This window comes from Alistipes montrealensis, assembly GCF_018362775.1.
GTDB lineage: Bacteria > Bacteroidota > Bacteroidia > Bacteroidales > Rikenellaceae > Alistipes > Alistipes montrealensis.
Map to the genome: position 1 here is coordinate 93,732 of NZ_JAGYXY010000008.1, position 22,678 is coordinate 116,409.

Below are 22,678 nucleotides of genomic sequence, written 5' to 3' on the forward strand. Positions count from 1 at the left end.
TGCGGCATCGGCAAGCCTGCGCAAGGGGCCCGGAAAGCCGCCCGCGATCCCCTTCGGGACTACCGAAATGGCCACATGCGTACGCCTTTATCGGGGGTACAACGCCGTCCGGAGCCGGTTTTTCACTCATACCGCGGACATACACCCCGGCGCCGCGGCCGACTGCGCCTGAACGGAAAGACAAAATTTTGACACGGGCAGACAAAAATAAACCCCGGGGAATACCTTTCTTTGTACGAAGCTCCAAACTGCCGGAATCGCGGCGCTCCCCGGTTTTACGACACACGGTCTGACATCGGAAAATAACAACTTCAGTATACCATTTATACCCGAAAAAGTCCCTACATTTGTTATAGCCCTTCCCAAGCTACTGGCCCCATGAACCGACACCTATCCGACAAGATACCTGCCCCGACCAGCGGACGCCTGCTCCTGCTGGCGCTGCTTCTCTGCATTTGCGGGGGCGTCTCCGCAGACCCGCAGGCTGTACAACACCTGCCGAACCTGACGATTCGCAATTTTGCGCAGGACAAGGTCGGCTACATCTGGATCGCAACCGACAACGGACTTTGCCGCTACAACGGACAGACCTATTATTACTACCAGAGCGAGCCGGACGATCCGGCATCGCTCCCCGCCAACCGGGTCCACGACATCCGCACCGACGACGACGGCACGCTCTGGATCGCCACAGCAGGCGGCATCTGCATCTACAACCCGCTGTACGACAACTTCGAGCGCCTGCTGACGGAACGCGGACTGCACCACATCACCCGCAGCGGTCCGCAGATCGTCTGTTCGGGACCTGCGGGCATGGTGCTCTTCGACGCCGCCAGCCGCACGATACTGGCCCGGAAGGATTCGCCTTACCACCGTCCCCTGGTGCTGGAAGCCGACCTGCAGGGTTATTTCTGGGGCGGAAGCGCCGATGGACAGAACGTCTTCAAATACGACCGGAAACTGGGCCTCTGCGACTCGGTGGTCCTCGCACGCCCGGCAAAGTTCCGTTGCGGATGCTGCGACCGACAAGGCCGTATCTGGTTCGGCACGGAACAGGGCATCGTAGTCCTCGACCCCGCGACAGGACGCCCCACGACCGACCCCCGGCTGCTGCGGTGTCTGTCCCATGCAGCGGAATTCAACGTCACGATGCTGGCCCCGGCGGACGACGCCACCATTTACATCGGCACACAGGGCGACAACCTCCATGCAATCGACCTTTCGAACCACGTCTTCGACCACAACGTCGTAAACCGGTTCTACAAACTCAACTATACGAGCGATTTCAGTTGCGGGTTCTGCGACCGCGAAGGAAACGTCTGGGTCGGTACGGCCGACCGCGGATATTCGGTGCGCTTTGCCTACAAAAAGAACTTCTCGCAGATGGCGCGCCTCGGCAAGCAGACGCTGGGCAAATACATCAACGCCATCACGATCGGGGAAAACGGGACACTCTGGATCGGCAGCCACTACAAAGGCCTGCTGGGCTACAACAACCGGGAATACGCAACACGGTGGCATACGACGGAGAACAGCCCGCTCATGCAGCAACTCGGAAGCAACGGCATCACGGCGCTCCATTACGACTCATCCGGGCGGCTGTGGGCCAACATCGACGACCGGATCGCGGTGTGCACCACGGAACTCGTAAACATCCGCAGCCACACGCTGCTGCCCGACCGGGTCCTTGTCAACCGATTCTGCGAAGACGCCCGCCGGAGGGTATGGGCCGCCACGCGTTCGGGACTCGTCTTTTGGGAAGGAACCCGGCTGCAGGAAGCCGGGTTCAAAGAGTGCGACGTGCAGGATGTCGTGCGGCTCGACGACTCCACGATGCTGGCCGCCGTGTCCGGACAGGGTATCTACACCGTCGATACCCGGCAATTCGACGCCCGGCCCTGCATCGAAACGGCCGACAGCATGATCGCCACAGCCCTGCGCCGCCCCACCTGCCTCTATTGCGGCAAAGACGGTTCGCTCTGGATCGGTACGCGCTCGGGAGGACTGCTGCGCTACCACCCGCAGCAGGGATTCCGAAGCTACACGCTCCGGGACGGATTCGCGAGCAACGAGATCGCCGGCATTACACAGGACCCCCAGGGCAACACCTGGGTCGCCACCTCCTACGGACTTTCGCTCATCACGGCCTCGACGGAGCGGGTCACCACCTACTTCCAGTCCGACAGGCTCCAGACCCAGCAGTTCTACCCCCACTGTTCGCTCAACACGTCGGCGATGATCTACTTCGGCGGCAACACCGGACTGGCGCAGTTCGCGCCGGGCCGCGTCATCCCCAAAATCACCAAGTCGCCCGTGCCGTTGGTGCTGACCGAAATCAGGATCAACAGCATCGTCCAGCATCCCTCGGAAGGCAAAGTCCTCACCAAACCGCTGAACGACACCAAACGCATCGTCCTCAACCACAAGCAGCGCAACATCGACATCAACTACGAAGCCGTGACGTTCCTTTCGCCGGAGAAGGTCAGCTACGCCTACCGGCTCTACGGCGGCGAGATCGACGAGGAGTGGAATTATGTCGAAAACCGCCGCAGCGCCAACTACGCACACCTGCCCGCCGGGCACTACACCTTCGAACTGAAGGCCCAGAACCCCGACGGATTCTGGAACGAAGAGCCGCAGCGGCTGGAAATCGTCATCAAGCCTTCACCGTGGCTGACGTGGTACGCCTTCCTGTTCTACATCGCCGCGGCAGGCGGAGCCGCCTGGTTTGCCAACCGGCTTTACCTGCGCCGCCGGCTGCAAAAAATGGAGCTCGAACTGGCCCGCACGGAGCTGGAACGCGAAAAGGCACTCACCAACATGAAGATCGACTTCTTCACCAACATATCCCACGAACTGCGCACGCCGCTCTCGCTGATCTACGGTCCGGTAAACATGCTGCCGGGCATCACCGATGAAAAACGCTCGCGCGAACTGGTCAACCTGATCAACTACAACATCCAGCAGTTGCTCAAACTGATCGACCAGACCCTCAGCCTGAGCCGCATCGAAAACGACACCCTCCCGCTGTCGGTCTGCCGGCAGGATATCATACCCTACGTCAACCGACTGACGGACGGCTTCGCCTGCCTCGCCCGGGAAAAGAACATCGACCTGCAAACGACGAGCGTACCGCCGGGACGGATGGTCATCGCCGTCGATGCCGACAAATTCAGCAAAATCCTTTCGAACCTCGTCTCCAACGCCCTGAAATATACACCCGAACACGGTCACGTCGACGTTGCGCTGGCACTCACGGACTCGCTCCCCGAAAAACTCGCGGGAGCGGCCGCATCGTCCCGCTACCTCGTCGTCAGCGTCACCGACGACGGTATCGGTATGAGCCAGGAGGACGTAGGGCGTATTTTCGAACGTTACAAACGCCTGACCCAGAGTGAACGCAACACAACCGGAACCGGCATCGGCCTGCATTATGTCAAACAACTGCTGCTTGTACACAAAGGCAGCATCGCAGCCGAAGTGCGGCCCGAAGGCGGCATGTGTTTCACCTTCGCGATCCCGGTCGACGAAACGCTGTACGACCTCGTCGGCGAGCCCACCGTTTCCGCCGAATTCATCGACGGCATGACGGCGGCCGCTGCCCGGGAAATATTCTCCGGCGACGAACTGCCCGGAAGGCTGGGGGGGGGTCATTCGGAATCGCGGCCGAAAATCGTCCTCGTCGAAGACAATCCGCAACTGCAACTCTACTGCCGCTCGATCTTTGCCCCGCGGTTCGATGTTTTCGTTGCCGACAACGGCGTCGACGGGTTCGACCTGATCAACGCCGAAATGCCCGACGTGGTAATCACCGATGTCCTGATGTCGAAGATGGACGGATACGAACTCTGCCGCAAGGTCAAGAACGACGTAGTGCTGAGCCATATTCCCGTCGTGATCCTCACGGCGAAAGTCACCGACCAGGACAAAATCGTCGGTTACCAGGAGGGCGCAGACGTGTATATGACCAAGCCGTTCAACCCCGAATTGCTGCAAACCGTGGTCGACAACCTGCTGACTACGCGCAGCAAACTGCGCGACATGATTCTTTCCGAATCGGGGAAAACGTCCGACGGGGCAGAAACCGAGGAGGTGAAACTCTCGGCCGCCGACCGGGCCTTCGTGGACAAACTGCGCCAACTGATCGACAACAACATTTCGGACAGCACACTCAACATCAATGCCCTCAGCAGTGAGATGTGCATGAGCCGCGCCAGCTTCTTCCGCAAGATCAAGTCGCTGACGGGTGTCACACCGAACAATTTCATCCTGATCTACCGCCTCAACCGGGCGGCCGAAATGATCCGCAGCCGGGACTACCGCCTCAACGAAGTGGCCGACCTGCTGGGATTCAGTTCGCAGTCGCATTTCTCGCGCTGCTTCAAACAGCATTTCGGTATTACGCCGAAAGATTACGCGACGCGGGGGGGGTCTGACCCCTCCCGGAGGGCCGATTGAGATTCTCGGACATATTTTTAAGACTGCCGTACCGAAGGTTTAAACGCCGCCGGAATACCTTTGCATTGACAAAACCAACCCCCAAAAACATGAAACAAACGCTTCGACTCGTACTGACCTTTTGCCTGCTCGCATTCATCGCAGGAGATGCCGCAGCGCAGCGCATCGTCCGCAAATCCTTCGCTCGCGCCGAACGGCAGACCGCCCTGCTGGACTCGCTGCTCACCTCGCCCGACCTGTTCCCGGCTTCGTGGAATACGGACGGAACGATCAAGACCAATTCGGCGAGGGGCTGGATCAGCGGATTCTTCCCGGCAAATATCTGGTTCCTTTATGAATATACCCGCGACCCGAAATGGCTCGACATGGCCCGCCGCCGAACGGCGCCCCTCGACACGCTGCGCCGCTACACCAAAACCCACGACCTGGGGTTCATGGTGGGCTGTCCCTGCGCCGCAGCCTACCGGCTGACGGGAGAGAAGGCGTACAGGCAACTGCTGATCGACGCTTCCGACGCCCTGCTCACCCGCTTCAGCCCGGCCGTCGGGCTGATCCGTTCGTGGGACAACAAAAACGGCGACCCGAATCCCTACCGGGTCATCATCGACAACATGATGAACCTCGAAATGCTGTTCACGGTCTCGAAACTCACCGGCGACAAGCGCTACTACGACATCGCCGTTTGCCATGCCGACAACACGCTCAAAAACCACTTCCGCCCGGACAACAGTTGTTTCCACATCGTCTGTTACGACGCCGGAACGGGACGTGTCACCGGACAGCGCGGCGGACAGGGTTATTCGGCCGCGTCGGCCTGGTCGCGCGGTCAGAGCTGGGCGCTCTACGGCTTTACGATGTGTTACCGCGAAACGGGCGATCCGCGCTACCTGGACCGCGCGGTGAAATGCGCCGAATATTTCATCAACCATCCCCGCCTGCCCGAAGACCTCGTGCCTTACTGGGACTACGACGCCCCCGGGATTCCCGACGAACCGCGCGACGCTTCGGCAGCAGCCATCACCGCTTCGGCCCTGCTCGAACTGGCCAAATACGTCCCCGGAAAGGAAAAATCCTATTACGGGACCGCCCGGAAAATCCTCACGTCGCTCGCTTCGGACCGTTACCTGATTCCCGCCGGGAAGAAGTGCGGCTTTCTGATCGACCACAGCGTAGGGTCGAAACCTTCGGGTTCGCAGGTCGACGTGCCGATCATCTACGGCGACTATTATTTCCTCGAAGCTTTGCTCCGGCTTAAAAACTACAAAACACAGAAATAACCATGAAAAAGATTTTAGCGTCACTGGCACTCGTTCTCACGGTATGGGCCGCGGGAGCGCAGGAACACACATCAATGGACAATCAAACCGCCGACGGATACCGCGGCATCTGGTTCACGATCGGACAGGCCCGTTCGGCCTACGGAGCCAAATATTCGGGCGGACTGGGAACCTACACGATGAAACACATCCCGATGGCGGTCTATGCACCCCTGGTCGACAAGACCTTCTTCGTCTACGGCGGCACACCCTCCGAGGAGCAGAAATACCTGCTCTGCATGGCGGGCTGCTACGACCATAAGACCGGAATGCTGCGCCGTCCGGTCGTGGTCTTCGACAAAGGGGTGGACGGCGTTTGCGACCCCCACGACGATCCCACGATCCAGATCGACCGGGAAGGATACATCTGGGTATTCGTCGCCGGCCGGGCCAACAAGCGCCCCGGCATCCGCTATCGCAGCAAAAAGCCCTATGACATCTCCGAATTCGAGTATGTCAACGAAAGCATCATGACTTACCCGCAGGTGCATTACCACCCCGAAAAGGGATTCTTCCTCTTCTTCACCCGTTACGACGGCGTGCGGCAGTTGTTCTACCAGACAAGCCCCGACGGCCGCAAATGGTCCGACTACCGGCAGATCGCCTCGATCATCGACGAGGGCGAGACCAAATCGGGACACTACCAGTTCTCGAACCTCTGCGGCGACAAGTTGATGTGCTGCTTCAACCGCCACATCAACGGCAGTGTCGACACCCGCACCAATATCTATTATATCCAGTCGGAGGATTGGGGCCGGAGTTGGACGACGATCGACGGGAAACCGGTGGAACTGCCGATCACGCGGTCGAAAAACAATGCACTCGTACACGACTACCAGTCGGAACAGCGCAACTGCTACATCAAGGACATCAATTTCGGAACGGACGGACAGCCCGTGATCCTCTACCTGACGAGCGACAACCACCTGACGGGCCCCGACGGCGGAATCCGCCAATGGCACACCGTCCACTGGAACGGCCGCGAATGGGTTTACAGCAAGATCACCACCTCGACGCACTGCTACGACAGCGGCAGCCTCTGGATCGACCGCAACGACGTATGGACCGTCGTCGCACCGACCGACGCAGGCCCCCAGTACTGGGGCACGGGCGGCGAGATGGTCATGTGGCGCAGCCGCGACAAGGGCCAAACGTGGGAACGCGTCCGTACGCTGACCCACGACAGCCCGCGCAACCACGGCTATGCCCGCCGGCCGCTCAACGCCGACCGGAAATTCTATGCGTTCTGGGCCGACGGCAATCCCGACAGCCTGAGCATCTCGTACCTCTATTTCTGCAACGACAAAGGCGATGTTTTCCGCATGCCTTACACCATGAAGGCCGAGTGGCAGAAACCCGAGCCCGTTCCCGGCGGCAAACCCCGCAATTAGACAACCCATTCCAATACGACACACCATGTATAAACGACTTATCACGTTCCTGCTGCTCACGGCGGCAATCCTCGGCGCCCCGGCCAGCGCCGAAGCCGGGAAACGCGACACGCAGATCGCCAACCGCGTAGCGCAATGGCAGATCGACAACTTCGGCCGTTACCTTTCGAAAGGCGACCGGCGCAGCGACCAGCACTGGGCCAACGGCGCCCTCTACCGCGGAATGGTCGTCTGGGCCGAAACGTCGGGTTACAAACCCTGCGAAGAGTTCGTACTCGGCATCGGCCGCCGCAACGGCTGGTGTATGGGACGGCGGCAGTACCACGCCGACGACATCTGCGTCGGGCAGGCTTACCTGATGCTCTACCAGCGCTACGGCGACACGGCAATGCTCCGTCCCGTCCTCCAGCGGGCCGATTCGGTCATTGCGTTCCCGGCGAAGACCAAACTGCACATCAAAGCCAAGAACGGGTCGAAACGCTGGAGCTGGTGCGACGCGCTGTTCATGGCCCCGCCGGTTTATGCCCTGCTGACCCGAATCACGGGCGACCCGAAGTACCTGCAATTCATGAACAGCGAATTCTATGCTTCGACGGCAGCGCTCTACGACCCCGCCGAGCGGCTCTACTACCGCGACGCCCGGTTCATCCCCAAGCGGGAAAAGAACGGCGAGAAGGTCTTCTGGAGCCGCGGCAACGGCTGGTGCTACGCAGCGCTGGCAATCCTGCTCGAAACCGTCCCCGAAACCGATCCGATGTACGGGTACTACCGGCGGCTTTTCGTCGAAATGTCCGAATCGGTCGTGGCCTGCCAGGACCGGAAAGGGTCGTGGCATCCCAGCATGCTCGATCCCGAAACCTATCCGATGCCTGAAAACAGCGCCTCGGGATTCTTCACCTACGGACTGGCATGGGGCGTGAACCGCGGCATCCTGACCGGAAGCACCTACCGGAAAGCCGCACGCAAAGGCTGGAAAGCGCTCTGCTCCCACGTGCGCAGCGACGGACGCCTCGAATACGTGCAGCCGATCGGCGGATCGCCCGCTTCGGCGACACGCGACATGACCGAAGTTTACGGCGTCGGAGCCTTCCTGATGGCGGCTTCGGAGATCGTGAAGATGTAATTCCGCACTGCATGCCCTGCGCAAAGCCGGATGCGACTTTGCGACAAAAAACAAAGACACTCGTGAAAAACGAATCGGATGCTTTGAGATACTTTTGACCACCGAACCTAAACAACCATCAGAATGACGACCTTAAAAATTGCATGCGCGGCGATGCTCCTGCTGTCGGGAGTCGTTGCGGCGTCCTGCTCCTCGGACCCCGCCACCGAAGCCGCCGACCGGGTGGAGGTCAGCGGACTGGACGACGGGGTGAGATTCACCTGCGACGCCGAGGAGAACATCACATTCACCATCGTATCGAACAAAACGTGGTCGATCGCCAAAAGCGGCCTCGACTGGCTCACCGTATCGCAGATGAACGGCGGCTCGAAACTCCCGGCGACGATCCGTCTCTCGGCCGAAGCGAACGACGACCTGGAACGCAGCGGGGAACTGACCATCTACGCCGGAGCCTGCGTGCAAACGGTGACCGTAACGCAGGACGCCTATCCCATCACGCCGGCCATCACCCTGAGCGGACTCACGGACAACACGCTGGCGTTCGAATTCACCGACATCCAGCCCGTCACCTTCAAGCTGTACAGCAACGTCGACTGGACGGCCGACAAACAGGACCTCGGCTGGGCCGAAGTCGCCCCGCTGTCCGGCTCGCGCAAACAGGAAGCCACGATCACCGTGACCCCGACAGCCAACGGCGGCGACGCCCGCGAAGGTTCCGTTTCATTCCGCGCCGCGGGCATGGAACCGGTCGTCGTAACGGTCCGCCAGACGGCCTACCGCGACGAGCCGATGCTCGTGGTCACGGGAGCCGAAGAGAACGAACTCGCCTTCGCCAATGCACCGGAAACTCCCACGACCCTGCACATCCAGAGCAACCGCAACTGGACCGTCACCAAAACGGACCTCGACTGGCTCACCGTATCGCCCGCCGAGGGCGCAGCATCCGCGGCCCCGGCAGAAGTGACGCTTACGGCAGAACCGAACGGCGGCGCGGCGCGCAACGGCACGCTGACCATCCATGCCGACGACCCGGCGCTGGAAGATGTCGTGATCGCTGTTTCACAGGAGGCGAAAGGCAACCTCCTGCTGGCCTGGTGGACGCTCACCGACGAAACGCTGAAAACCGTCAACGCCGACTGGCCGGCAAGCGGAAAAATCCTTCCGGACCAACCTGTCGGAACGACGGCTTACGGACAGTGGAACCACGTCGCCGAAACACCCGACTATACGACCTCGTTCATCATCAGCAGCGACGGCAAAGGTCATTACGCCATCAAGCAGATCTGGACCGGAGACAATATGGAGTTCGTCATCCCGGTCAAGGACTTCGCGGCCGGAACGTCGGTCAATTTCCGCTGCGGTCTGAGCGGAACGGGAACAGCGCCCAAATACTGGTCGATCGATTATTTCGACGAAGGGGAATGGAAAGCCTCCCGCACGCAGGAATTCATCTTCCCGGTCGACAATACGACGGTGACGGCGGGCTTCGAACTCGTGAAGGCCGACGAAGTGATCGACATCAATGAGACCATCACCTTCGCCCAGCCCATCGCCGACGGCAATGTCCGCATACGCCTCCGCTGCGCCGCAGGAGCCTGCCGCACGGACGGTAAGGCGCTGCTGGCCAAACCGGGCAGCGCTGGAACGATCCGCCTGCGCCAATGGTCGACGGGCGAACTCGACGCCATCGCCTTCTACCGGATCGACCCCTGAAAAACCAGGCCGCAGGGACTGCCGGCCGGCCTTCGTACCGGCCGGCGGTCCGCAGCCACATCCCCGAACCTAAATAAACTTCATACATGGAAAAAATCTACCTCAACCCGTTTTCAATAACGTCCGCCAGGCTTCGCTGCCTGGGCGCGACGCTGTTGATGCTGCTGTTCGCAGTCGCGGCAGGACCGGTTGCCGCCAGGGAACAGGCTGCCGAGGCGCAGCAACCGACGATCCAGGCCAAAGGGCGTGTCGTCGACACCAACGGCGCAGCGATCGCAGGCGCAGCGGTCACGATAAAAGGAGGAACCGCCGGCGGCACGATCACCGACGGACAGGGAGCATTCTCGCTCCGCGTCCGCAAAGGCGCCGTACTCCATATTTCGTTCCTGGGCTACCAGGCGCGGGAAATAGCCGTCGTCGACACCTCGCCCCTGAAGGTGACGCTCGCCGAAGAGGCCCACAAGGTCGAAGACGTAGTCATCGTGGGCTACGGCGTGCAGAAGAAGGAGAGCGTGCTGGGCGCCATCTCCCAGGTGAACAACGAACAGCTCGTCAATTCCGGCACGACCAACATCACCAACGCCATTACGGGTAAACTCTCGGGCGTGACGACCATCCAGGCGAGCGGCCAGCCGGGCAACAACGACGCCGACATCTTCGTCCGCGGCGTTTCGAGCTGGAACGGCTCCAAACCACTGGTACTGGTCGACGGCGTGGAACGCAGTTTCACGGACCTCGACCCCAACGAGGTGGCGTCGATCTCGGTGCTGAAAGACGCTTCGGCGACTGCCGTATTCGGCGCCAAAGGAGCCAACGGCGTCATCATCGTGACCTCCCGTACGGGAAAGACGGGCAAGCCGCGCATGAACGTATCGCTCTCCTACGGTCTCGACTTTCCGACGAAAATTCCCGACCACATCAGTTCGGCGCAGACGGCCTCGCTGCTCAACGTGGCGCTGAAAAACGCCCAGAGCTACGGCTCGCTGATCCCCCAGTCGCAGATCGACGAATACGCCCGGCCTTCGTCGCGGCTCAACACGATCCGTTATCCCGACAACGACTGGTTCGACATCGTCATGCGCAACTGCGCCCAGACGATCAATGCCAACTACAACGTCTCGGGAGGCTCCGAGCGCGTCAAATACTTCCTCTCGCTGGGATACACCCACGAGGGTTCGATCTTCAAGGATTTCTCCGAATGGAGCAACGCCAACTTCCGTTACGACCGCATCAACTACCGTTCGAACCTTGATTTCGACGTGACGAAAACGACCAAACTGTCGGTCAAGGTGGGCGGCGTGCTGGGCATCCGCGATAAACCCACGGGAGCGAGCGTCTCGGGACTTTTCAACATGATGTATTCCGCCTCTCCGATGATGTACCCGGACTACTTCCCGGCCTGGGTGCTGGACGAGATTCCCGACACGGACTATCCCGACGCCACGGGAGGCCGCATTTCGAGCCACCGCACGGCTTACTTCAAGAACGCCCGAACGACGCTCTCGACGGGCGAGTTCGACCAGATTACGGATAACAAACTCTACACCGACCTCAATTTCGAACAGAAACTCGACTTCATCACCAAGGGACTCTCGCTGAAAGCCAACGTTTCGCTGAGCACCTACTATTCGCGCATCTCGCAGACGGCCGCCAACAGCAATCCCACGTTCTACATCGACTGGGACCGGTACGACTCGGGGGTAGGCAATCCGTGGATTTACTCCGCGGCCAGCGAGGTCGTTTACGAACAGACTCCCTATTCCGTGACGCGGGGTTCGATGGAGAACACCTACTACGCGACCTTCTACTGGGAGGGAGCGGTGGATTACAACCGCACGTTCGGCGATCACACCGTCACGGCGCTCGCCCTGTTCAACCAGCGCGAAAACATCAAAACCACGAACTTCCCCTACCGCACGCAGGGACTCGTGGGCCGCGTAACGTACGATTACAAGCACAAATACCTGTTCGAATGCAACCTCGGATACACGGGATCGGAGCAGTTCTCGCCCGAGAACCGGTACGGATTCTTCCCCGCCGTAGCCGTGGGATGGGTTCCGTCGCAAGAGGGATGGTGGAAACGCGCCATGCCCTGGTGGTCGAAGTTGAAAATCCGCTATTCGGACGGCCTTGTCGGCAGCGACAGCTCTGACTCGCGCTGGCTCTATTTCAGCAGTTATTCGAGCGGCAGCGACGGCTACATCTACGAAAGCGCGGCGGCCAATCTCGTCGCACAGTGGGAAGAGGCCCGCAAGCGCGACCTGGGTATCGAAATGGGGTGGCTGAACAACCGGCTGACGCTGAACCTCGACCTTTTCGACGAAAAACGTACCAACATGCTCGTTTCGCCCAACGTTACGATGCTGGTGGGAACCTCCTACAAAGAGGTAAACCGCGGCAGCATGAAGAAACACGGCATCGACATCGAACTGGGCTGGGCCGACAAAACCGCTTCGGGATTCGGCTACAACCTCTCGGCAATGGTCTCGCTCAACGAAAACCGCATCACCAACTACGAGGATGCGCCCTATGCGCCCGACTACCAGAAAACCGCCGGAAAACCCTACAAGGGACAAACCAGCGGCGTAGACATCGTCGACTCGGGTTACTACGAATCCATCGACGACATCCACAACTACCCCGCCTACACGACCGACTGGAACTTCGTCAACATCGGCGCCTACAAATACCTCGACTACTCGGCCGACGGACAACTCTCGGACAAGGACCTGCACGCCATCGCCGGCAGCCAGTACCCGCTGGCCATCTGCTCGTTCAACGCCGGGTTCAACTACAAGGGATTCGAATTCAGCATGCTGTGGTACGCCAACTTCGGCAAGTGGGTCGAATACAACAAGAGCTGGGAAATCGAATTCAACAAGGGCGATTACCGCATCACCAAATCGCAGCTCGACTACTGGCGTCCGGACAACCGGGACGCCAACCACGCCACACTGGTTTACGGCGGCACGTCGGGCCACCCGATGTATATGTGGGCGGGCGGCAGCGGCGACGCCGGGGTCAACATGATGCTTGCGGGCCGCACATGGCGCAAGGCCGACTATGTGACCCTGAAAGAGGTCTACTTCGCCTATACGTTCAACGCCAAGCGTCTCCGCCAGCGTGTGGGTTTCCGCAGCCTGAGCCTCTACCTCACGGCGACCAACCTGTTCTCCTTCTCCAGCCTGGTCGAAGGCGATCCCCAGAGCACGACCTTCACCTCGGGATTCTATCCGCAGATGACCAGCGTCAAACTGGGTGTCAAAATCGGATTCTAAAAACGGAAAGCATATGAAAAAACTGATACTATCCCTCCTGCTGGCCTGCACGCTCTCCGCTCCGGGCTGCCATTACCTCGACATGGATCCCGAAACCGGACTCGACGAGAACCAGGTCTTCTCGACCTGGGACAACTTCAAGGCCTATTTCAACAACGTCTACGAAGGACGTACGGGACAGAAGGACAGCGGCGACAACATCAACATCAAATTAGGTTATCCGCTCTACATCGACTTCAACACCCGTCGCTTTACGTGGTACGCACTGACCGACATGAGCGACGGCGGACGCTGGCTGCGCGCTCAGCAGATCAAGGCCGGAGCGTTGGGCGCCAACGTCACGGAGTGGACAACCAGCACTTCGCTCCGTCCGATCTCCTACTCGATGTTCCGCATTATCCGCGTCGCGAACAAGTGTATCGAAAATATCGACATGGTGCAGAACGCCAAGCAGATCGACAAAGACGACCTCATCGGGCAGGCTTATTTCGTCAGGGCCTTCGCCCACTTCACGCTCTGCCGCGTCTTCGGCGGCATGCCCTACCTCGATAAAGCGCTCGAAGCCGACGACAGTTGGGACATGACACGCCTCTCGGCCTGGGAAACCTACGCCCGCTGCGCCGAGGACCTCGACCGCGCCTACGACTACTTCGTGGCCGCCGGAAAAGTGCGCCGCGACGCCCTGCCCGGTTCGGAAGGACACCTCACGAGCAGCGACATGGCTTATCCCAACGGCGTGGCGGCCAAGGCCCTCAAGGCCCGCTGCCTGGTTTACGCCGCCAGCGAACTGAACAACCTTCACGGCCAGAGCGACTGGCAGAACGCCGCCGAAGCCTGCGCCGAAGCCATCCGCCTGGCCGGGCAATACGGATACGACCTGGTTCCCTTTGCGGAATGGAACAGCAATTTCTACGGCACGAAATACACCAACGAACACATCTGGGCCTGGAACTACGGCAGCAGCAAGATCAACACCTCCACGTGGTCGGCCAGCTTCGGCTACCCCGTTTCGAACTACACGAATGCCAGCGGCGACTGCCCGACGCAGAATTTCGTCGACCGCTTCGAAACCCTCGACGGCGATCCGCTCCTGACCGAAACCGACCGCATTGCAGCCGCAGCCGCGGGCCACTACAACGAACAAGACCCCTACACCAACCGCGACCCGCGCCTGGACAAGACGATTCTCCACGACGGCAGCGTCGTGGCGGGATGCCCGTCGGGCGTCAACATCCACTACGACCCCGCCACGGGAACCTATCCCACCTCGTCGCTCAACAACAACGCCCGCACGTTCGGCATCGCCTGGGGTTCGAACGACCAGAAAGGCTACTCCAACACGGGCTATTACGTCAACAAACTGTGGAACGGTGCGCTGGGAACCTCGGCCGCCCACCAGCACACCGACCCGCTGATCCGCATGGCCGAGCTCTACCTGAACTACGCCGAAGCGGTCAACGAAGCCTATGGCCCGAACGGTACGGCAGGAGGCCTGGCCCTCACGGCCACGGAGGCTGTCAACAAAATCCGGTCGCGGGCCGGAATGCCGGACGTACTCGCCAAATTCACGGGCGACGCCCTGTCGATGCGCGAGCGCATCCGCAATGAGCGCTGCGTGGAACTGGCCTTCGAAGGACATCACTACTACCACGACATCCGGCGCTGGAAGATCGCCCCGCAGACGATGACTCAGCCCCTGATGGGCATGTACATCGAGAAAACAGCCGTCTCGGCCGAATACCCCCGGGGACGCCGCTACATCCGCCGGGTCATCCCCTCGAACCGCCAGGCCAACTGGAAGAACGCCATGTATTACCTGCCGTTCCCCGCCGAAGAGGCCAACAAGATGCAAAACTTCGTCAACAATGAACTTTGGTAGCCCCCGACCGACTATGAAAAACAGCTACAAATACCTGATGGGCACGGCGTTGCTGCTCTTTGCAGCGACGGCCTACGGCGCAGCGCGCCACGCCGGACCGGATTCCAGCGAGGCCATAACGACCGCGGAAGCACTCCGGACCGACTCGATCGTCAAGGCCGACCGGGCAATGCGCATCTACCAGAAACTCGACATGCCCTATGGCCGTACGACCCGCAAGGCGGTCGCGACCGGCAACGCCACGACCTACTACGAGCAGGACATCGACAAATACCCGACCAACGATTTCCGCAACTCGCTCACGGGCGTCATCGCCGGACTCGCCGTCCGCGAACAAGCCGGTATTCCCGGCGTAACCTATGCCGGAGGAACGGCACGCACGGTCCTCTACACGCGCAGTTTCTCCCCGGTATACGTCGTCGACGGTATGCCGGTCTACATGACCCAGTTGCAGCTCGATCCCGAGGAGATCGAAAGCATGACGCTCATCCGCGACGTGGCCGACAAGGCGCTGTTCGGATCACGGGCGGCAAACGGCATCCTGAACATCACCACCAAGCGAGGGCTGACCCACGGCCGGAGCATCAAATTCGGGTTCGAAAGCGGCGTCAGCGTCGTCGACCGGTTTCCCGAATGGGTCGACGGCGTCGAATACGCCCGGCTCAACAACCAGGCGCGCATCAACAGCGGCTATACCCCGCTCTACTCCGACGAAGCGATCGCGGCCTATGCCCGCAAGGACCCCAACGACCTGCAATATCCGAACGTCGACTACCGCAGCATGATGTTTTCGGACACGAGGCCCTATTACAAGGCCAACGTATCCATCGACGGAGGCACGCAGAAGCTCCAGTACAGCAGTTACATCGGCTATACGGGCGAGGGCGACATCTACAAGGTCGGGAGCAAAGCCGATTTCAACCGCATCAACGTCCGCACCTACCTCAAAGCCGCCATCACGAAAGACCTCGACATCGACTTCGGGTTTGCCGGAGGGCTTACCTTCCGCCGCCAGCCCCGCTACGGCTACGGCAGTTCCGCGACGATCGAGTTCGAAAACGCCATCAGCGAAGTCCTCACGGTTCCGGCGCTGGCCTTCCCGCTGGTCGTTTCGCGCGACGAGGAGACGGGCAACACCATTTACGGTGTCAGTTCGACCTACCCGAACAACCCCTACGCCTCGCTGACCGAAAACGGATTCTCGACCGACCGCGGGCGTTCGGGCGTAGTCAACGCCACGCTCACCTACGACCTCGGGTCGCTGGTCAAGGGGCTGAAATTCCAGTCCTACGTAGGTCTGAACCTCTTCAACATGACCCGCATCGGTAAAAATCCCGACTACACGGCCGTAATCTACGACCCGGCTACGGGCGAGAGCGTCAAGACCTCGCACGAAGGCACGCAGGTATCGGGCAAGTCGAACATGGGGAAATGGACCCACCAGGGACTCTACCTCCATGAGAAACTGAGCTACGAATACCGCAACGACAACCACCGCGTCGGCGCGTCGGCGACCTACTACCTCGAATCGGTGGACCGCTCGGGCAACAGTTTCCGCGAACGCCAGCAGACGCTCATCGGGACGTTCGACTACGCCTTCCGCGACAAATACCTGTTCCAGGCCGTAGTCAACTACGCCGGATCGTCGATGTTCCAGCGCGGCAAGCGCTACGGGACCTTCCCGTCGTTCGGAGTGGGTTGGGTGATCTCCGAGGAGGGTTTCATGCAGGACGTAAAATGGGTTAACTACCTGAAACTACGCGGCCAGGCCGGAATCATCGGCCACGACACCTTCGGGTCGCAGGAGCTCTACGAGGATTACTACGTCAAGAGCAAAGGCATCAACTTCGGCCCCTATACCACCGGCTACCAGTGGATCGGCTCGACGAACAGTTACCAGTCCTACGTCAACACCATCTCGCGGCTGGGCAACCCCGACCTCACGTGGGAGAAACGCAAGGAGGTCACCGTGGGCATCGACGCCATGCTGTTCGGCAACCGCCTTTCGGTCGAGGCCAGCTATTACAACGCCCTGCGCGACGGCATCATCACCGACATGAGCGGCACGCTGCCCGCCCTCTACGGCATGGACGGCATCAACACCTACGAGAACTACAACCGCATCCGCTACCAGGGCTGGGAGGCGGCGCTCTATTGGTCGGACCGGATCGGCGACGTGCATTACACCATCGGCGGAAGCCTTACGACCACGAAGGGCAAGTACCTGCGTTACAACGAAAACGTTGTCTACGACTACCAGCGGGTAACCGGCACGATGACCGGAGCCTACCGCGGATATGTCTGCCTGGGCAAATTCACCTCCCGGGAAGAGATCGAGACCTCGCCCCGGCAGCTTTTCGACGACAATGTCGAAGTAGGCGACCTGAAATACGCCGACCTGAACGGCGACAACCTGATCGACAGCAACGACACGCGCGTGATCGGCAACACCTCGCCGAAGGTGGACTACTCGCTGAGCATCAACGTGCGCTACCGCAATTTCGATTTCACCGTCGTCGGGACCGGACGTGCCGGCTACGTTACGGCTATGACCAACCGCTATTTCTGGAACGGCTGGAGCACCGGCAGCATCTCGAATTTCGTCCGCGACAACATCGGCGGCGACTACCCGCGCCTGACCTACATCAAGGCCACGAACAACTTCCAGGGTTCGGACTTCTGGCTGCGCGACGGCGGATTTTTCAAAATCCAGAACATCGAACTGGGCTATAACGTGCGCTTCCGCAGCCAATCCGCCGTCAAGGGGCTGCGCATTTTCCTGCGCGGCGCAAACCTCTGCACGATCAGCGGCATCAAGGATGTCGACCCCGAGAATATCAATGCAGGCGTCTCGACCTACCCGCTCTACCGGACCTTTACCGCCGGATTCAAATTCACCTTTTAACCGAACATGACCATGAAAAGATTCCTGATCGTCCTGTTTGCCGCACTGCTGTTCGCGGGCTGTTCCGATTTCCTCGACCCGCTGCCGAACGGCCACTATACCGACCAGAACCTGCTCGACTACCCCTCGATGATCCGGGGATTCGTCGAAAAGAGCTACGCCCTGCTGCCCACGTCCTATTCGGGCGGCGAATACGTCTACCTCGACGGGGCGACCGACGATGTGGTCATCACCGCCCAGACCAACGCCATGCGGCGTTTCGCCGTCGGTTCGGGCACTCCGGCGAGCGACCCCTTCAAAACCTACTGGATACGCGACTACAAAGGCATCATGTACGCCAACAAGTTCCTCGACAAGTTCCTGGGGCTCAACACCCGCTACATGATCGACAACGAACAGAACCTCCGCGTACAACGCTCCCTGCAGGGCGATGCTTATGCGCTCCGGGCATGGTATCAACTGGACCTGCTCCGCAAATGGGGCGGCAGGGGCACGGACGGGCGCCTGCTCGGATTCCCGATCGTCACCGAACCGATCGACGTTTTCGATGCCGATGCCGGAGATTTCACGCGCGCCTCCTACGACGAATGCGTCGAGCAGATCCTGCGCGACTGCGACTCGGCGCTCTACTACCTCCCGGCGGCCAACCGCGACTGGCTGGCCGGGGACATTGCCGTCGAGGGAGCCGTGCGCTGGCTCCGGTTCGACGGCCTGGCAGTCAAAGCCATGAAAGCCATGACCTACCTGCAATGGGCGTCTCCGGCCTTCAACCCTTCGAACGACGAAGAGCGCTGGAAACAGGCCGCCCGCTATGCTGCCGAAGTGATGGATTTCAAACTCACCCAGGACGGTGCGCATGGATTCAACCCGGCGGCATCGTTCTCGTGGACCGACCCGAACAGCCCCGAGATCATCTGGTCGTCGGACTATTCGAAAAGCAGCACGATGGAAAACCTGTTCTATCCCGACGGGTTCCTCGGCTCGGGCGGCGTGGGTCCGACACAAAACCTCGTCGACGCCTTTCCCGCCGCCAACGGCTATCCGGTGGGCCATCCGTCGGCCGACAACGACCCGCAGAACCCCTACATCGGCCGGGACCCGCGGTTTTACAGCACCATTTTCTACAACGGGGCCCAAGTCCGGCGCATCACGAACAACGAAGTGATGTACACCTTCGATACAAAGGTCGGCGGACGCGACGAAGCGGGCGGCGTCAACAACACGATGACCAACTACTACATCCGCAAATTCGTCTACCTAGGCTGGAACAAAGCCGACGACAAGATCCAGACGATGCCCAAGTCGATCTTTTTCCTCCGCTGGACACAGATGTGCCTGACCTTCGCCGAGGCCGCCAACCGGGTTTCAGGCCCCACGACACCCCTTTACGGCTACACGCCCAAACAGGCGATCGCCTACCTACGCAGCCGCCCCACGAACGACGGAACGCCGGGCGTCGGAGCTACGGCGGACCCCTATCTCGACGAATGCGCAGCGGCCGGCAAAGAGGCTTTCGAGACTCTCGTACGCAACGAACGCCGCATCGAACTCTGTTTCGAAGGACATCGTTTCTACGACCTGCGACGCTGGGCGTCGAACGTCGCGGAACTGAACGAGACGATCCGCAAACCCGTCATCACGGGCTCGGGCACGTCGTTCGCCGAAGTCGAGAAGCGGAATTACACCTCGCTGTACGTTCCCATTCCCTACTCGGAGATGATCCGCATGAAAGGCCTCGTCCAGAACGAAGGATGGTCCAACTGGGAATAAATCCGAAAAACATGTTGTCTATGAAAAAGATATTTGCTGCATTACTGGCCAGCGCAGTCCTCACGGGCTGCTACGAAAAATACGTCAAGGATTACGATTACAGCGGCGTATACATCGCCTACCAATACGACCTGCGCACGTTCGTGGTCGGGGAAGGCATGAAATTCCAGATCGGTTCGGTGCTGGCCGGGGTCCTGTCGAACGACCGCGACCGTTCGGTCTATTACCTGCTGGACGATGAACTGGTGACCGGAAACCTCGCGCATTACAACGGCCTGGACGAACTGGGGCAACCCTCCGAGCCGTTCACCGCCTTCGAGGTGATGAGCGGCGCATCGACATCGGGAAACGTCAGCCAAAGCTACGTCACCGAAGCGATCAAGTCCAGCGGAATCCGGGAACTGACACCCCTGCCGCGCGAATATTTCCGGGTGAGCCAGGAGGAAAAAATGACCGTTTCACGAGGCCGTCATACGGGAACAATCACCGTCAAGGCCGATTCGGCGGCATTCCTCGCCGACGCGCAGGCAAGCAACAAACCCTACTACGCCTTCGGATTCCGCATCACGAGCGCCGACGCCGACACGATCCTGCTCTCCAAATCGTTCGAAGTAATCGCCGTACGCTACGAAAACATGCTCTTCGGCAACTATTACCACGGCGGCACAACCTCCGTCGTAGATGCCGCAGGCACGGTGCTTTCGTCCGAGGTATATCCCACGAAGATTCCCAGCGACGAAGGTACGCACGGCGTTTACACGCTCACGACCGTAGCGCCCGACGCCCTCACGACGAATTTCAAAGGGACGCAGGAAGGGTCGCTGCGGCTGACGCTCGACGGAGCCAACGTCTCGGTCGCCACGACCGACGCCGCACAGCCCATCGAGGACCTCGGCAGCAGTTTCAACCGGGCAAGGCTGCTCCAGAACCGGAAAATATTCCTCCACTACCGGTACGCCAACGGCGATAACACCTACACGGTCGTCAAGGATACGCTGACTTTTCGCAACCGCATACGCGACGGCGTAAACGAATGGCAGGACGAAAATCCGAAAAATTACAACTGATCTCGAATTTTCCGGACAGAACGACCTTCGGCAGGATACCCCTCCCGGAGGTCGTTTTTTGTATCGCCGAAAACAAATTCAGGCCCCGGACAGTTCCGGAGTCCCGGAATTGGTTATCTTTGTAACGGAGCCGCCTTCCGGCGGGCTGCACAAAAACAACCGATCCCGGCAATAACGGTCTGCCGCGGATACAAAACAAAAGCCTATGAAGATGGATGAGATGATTTTTTGCCAGTGTTGCGGGATGCCGCTGCAGGCGGCAGCCGATTTCGGCACGGAAGCCGACGGAACGGCAAGCGCCGATTACTGCGTCTACTGCTACAAGGACGGAGCCTTCACGCAGGATTGCACGATGGAGGAGATGATCCAGCATTGCGCACAGTTCTACGAAGAGTTCAAGCACGAGGACGGCAGCAGCTACACCCGTGAAGAAGCGGTTGCAGGCATGCAGCAGTTTTTTCCGAGCCTCAAACGATGGCGGAAATAATGAGAACCCGGGCTTAGGTCCGGAGTTTTTAAGGGAAGTGTTCACCCACAGAACCGGAAAGACAGCAGTCCGACAGGAAAGCTTTCGGTTTCGGATCCCCGCCCTCTTCTTCATTTGTGAAATCGGCTCCAAGCAGGCAAATCAACGCGGCATTCCAGGCAATTTTCCGAGGATCAATCGCGTCATAAACCTCACGAAAAAAGAGCATTACACGACAATTTCGGAAACAGATTCACAATTCGGACAAGATCGTTTACAAATCGGCCGAAAATATTCGGCCGATTCATTTTTTACGCCGGTTTTTTCCTATATTTGCGAGGACACTCATCAAACTCACTCTATGATAACCCGTCATCCATTGGGACGCCAGGATCTCCGCATCAAGCGCAGGGATAAGGTACTCGAAATCGGTCCCGGACACGATCCGATGTTTCGTTCCGATGTGATAGCCGACAAATTTCCACACGACAACACCCACCGTTGCGGCAAGGTCCTGATTTACCCCCACCAGCAATTCATCGAGGCCGACGGCGAACAACTCCCGTTCAAAAAAGATGCGTTCGACTATGTGGTCTGCAACCAGGTCCTCGAGCACGCCGACAATCCGGCCCGATTCATCGAGGAGATAGTCCGGGTCGGCAAACGCGGATATATCGAGACCCCGAGCATGCTCGGCGAGTTGATGTTCCCCAAAGAATCGCACCGCTGGGTAATCCTGCTTATCGACAACAAACTCGTATTCTACGAAAAGGAGAAGATGCCGGGCAACTACCGTAACAACTACGGCGAGGTTTTTCTCAACTACCTGCCTTACCAGTCGTTACCATACAAAATGCTCTATGTCTCCGAGCCCAACCTGATGCTCAATCGCATCGAATGGGAAGGATCGATCGAATACCTCATAAATCCCGAAGACGGCTATTACAGCAGCTTCTTCACCCGGAAATGGGACCGGGAAATGACCATGAAGATTTTCCCGCCACGCGGAGGAATCGTCGAAATAAACCGCACGCTTCGCGCCAGCTACTACCTCGTCCGGGAAAAACTCGTGCAGAAAATCCACAAACGGCCAGCGCCCATCACACTCGACGAATATTTAGCCAACCGGGATAAATAGCACTAAAAAACTCAAAAACCTCCTTCCCGGGAGGTTTTTCCACAAATAACAGATCAGGCAGCAGAATCCAGAGGAATCGACAGATTCAAGGCAGCTTCTTCGAAACTATCTTATCTAGCTCCAGAGACGTTAGGCGGCTCTTGCCGCGGCATCGGGAAACAAAGTAGCGACAGA

At 59.4% G+C, this 22,678-nt stretch carries 13 protein-coding genes; 12 read left to right on the top strand and 1 reads right to left on the bottom strand.

What is annotated here, in order from left to right; genetic code table 11:
* Positions 1 to 378 precede the first annotated feature (378 nt).
* The 11 genes from KG007_RS13360 (at position 379) to KG007_RS13410 (ending at position 21,387) form a co-directional block, all read left to right on the top strand.
* Positions 379 to 4,458, top strand: coding sequence for a hybrid sensor histidine kinase/response regulator transcription factor (locus KG007_RS13360; protein ID WP_213349571.1), 4,080 nt, complete (start codon positions 379 to 381; stop codon positions 4,456 to 4,458).
* 89 nt (positions 4,459 to 4,547) lie between these two features.
* Positions 4,548 to 5,735, top strand: coding sequence for a glycoside hydrolase family 88 protein (locus KG007_RS13365; RefSeq protein ID WP_213349574.1), 1,188 nt, complete (start codon positions 4,548 to 4,550; stop codon positions 5,733 to 5,735).
* Between the two features lie 2 nt (positions 5,736 to 5,737).
* Positions 5,738 to 7,165 carry a BNR-4 repeat-containing protein gene (locus KG007_RS13370; protein WP_213349577.1) on the top strand — a complete coding sequence of 476 codons (1,428 nt, stop codon included), beginning with the start codon at positions 5,738 to 5,740 and terminating at the stop codon, positions 7,163 to 7,165.
* A gap of 25 nt (positions 7,166 to 7,190) precedes the next feature.
* The gene (locus tag KG007_RS13375) at positions 7,191 to 8,288 is read left to right on the top strand and encodes a glycoside hydrolase family 88/105 protein (RefSeq protein ID WP_213349580.1); all 1,098 of its coding nucleotides are present in this window, start codon (positions 7,191 to 7,193) and stop codon (positions 8,286 to 8,288) included.
* Between the two features lie 123 nt (positions 8,289 to 8,411).
* Positions 8,412 to 10,001, top strand: coding sequence for a BACON domain-containing protein (locus tag KG007_RS13380; protein ID WP_213349583.1), 1,590 nt, complete (start codon positions 8,412 to 8,414; stop codon positions 9,999 to 10,001).
* 86 nt (positions 10,002 to 10,087) lie between these two features.
* Positions 10,088 to 13,279 carry a SusC/RagA family TonB-linked outer membrane protein gene (locus KG007_RS13385; RefSeq protein ID WP_213349586.1) on the top strand — a complete coding sequence of 1,064 codons (3,192 nt, stop codon included), beginning with the start codon at positions 10,088 to 10,090 and terminating at the stop codon, positions 13,277 to 13,279.
* A 13-nt stretch (positions 13,280 to 13,292) separates the two neighbouring features.
* A complete protein-coding gene (locus tag KG007_RS13390) occupies positions 13,293 to 15,158 on the top strand; it encodes a RagB/SusD family nutrient uptake outer membrane protein (protein ID WP_213349589.1) in 1,866 nt (621 codons plus the stop codon).
* 13 nt (positions 15,159 to 15,171) lie between these two features.
* Entirely contained in the window at positions 15,172 to 18,063 is a 2,892-nt protein-coding gene (locus KG007_RS13395) for a SusC/RagA family TonB-linked outer membrane protein (protein WP_213349592.1), read from the top strand.
* Positions 18,064 to 18,075: 12 nt separating this feature from the next.
* Complete coding sequence (locus KG007_RS13400) at positions 18,076 to 19,833, top strand: RagB/SusD family nutrient uptake outer membrane protein (protein WP_213349595.1); 1,758 nt, start codon at positions 18,076 to 18,078, stop codon at positions 19,831 to 19,833.
* Positions 19,834 to 19,853: 20 nt separating this feature from the next.
* On the top strand, positions 19,854 to 20,900 hold the full coding sequence (locus KG007_RS13405; RefSeq protein ID WP_213349598.1) for a hypothetical protein: 1,047 nt from the start codon (positions 19,854 to 19,856) through the stop codon (positions 20,898 to 20,900).
* 205 nt (positions 20,901 to 21,105) lie between these two features.
* A complete protein-coding gene (locus tag KG007_RS13410) occupies positions 21,106 to 21,387 on the top strand; it encodes a zinc ribbon domain-containing protein (protein ID WP_195461486.1) in 282 nt (93 codons plus the stop codon).
* 28 nt (positions 21,388 to 21,415) lie between these two features.
* On the opposite strand, the gene KG007_RS13415 is transcribed toward KG007_RS13410, so the two are convergent.
* Complete coding sequence (locus tag KG007_RS13415) at positions 21,416 to 21,595, bottom strand: hypothetical protein (RefSeq protein ID WP_213349601.1); 180 nt, start codon at positions 21,593 to 21,595, stop codon at positions 21,416 to 21,418.
* Between the two features lie 132 nt (positions 21,596 to 21,727).
* On the opposite strand from KG007_RS13415, the gene KG007_RS13420 reads away from it, so the two are divergent.
* Entirely contained in the window at positions 21,728 to 22,504 is a 777-nt protein-coding gene (locus KG007_RS13420) for a class I SAM-dependent methyltransferase (RefSeq protein WP_213349604.1), read from the top strand.
* Positions 22,505 to 22,678: the final 174 nt, after the last annotated feature.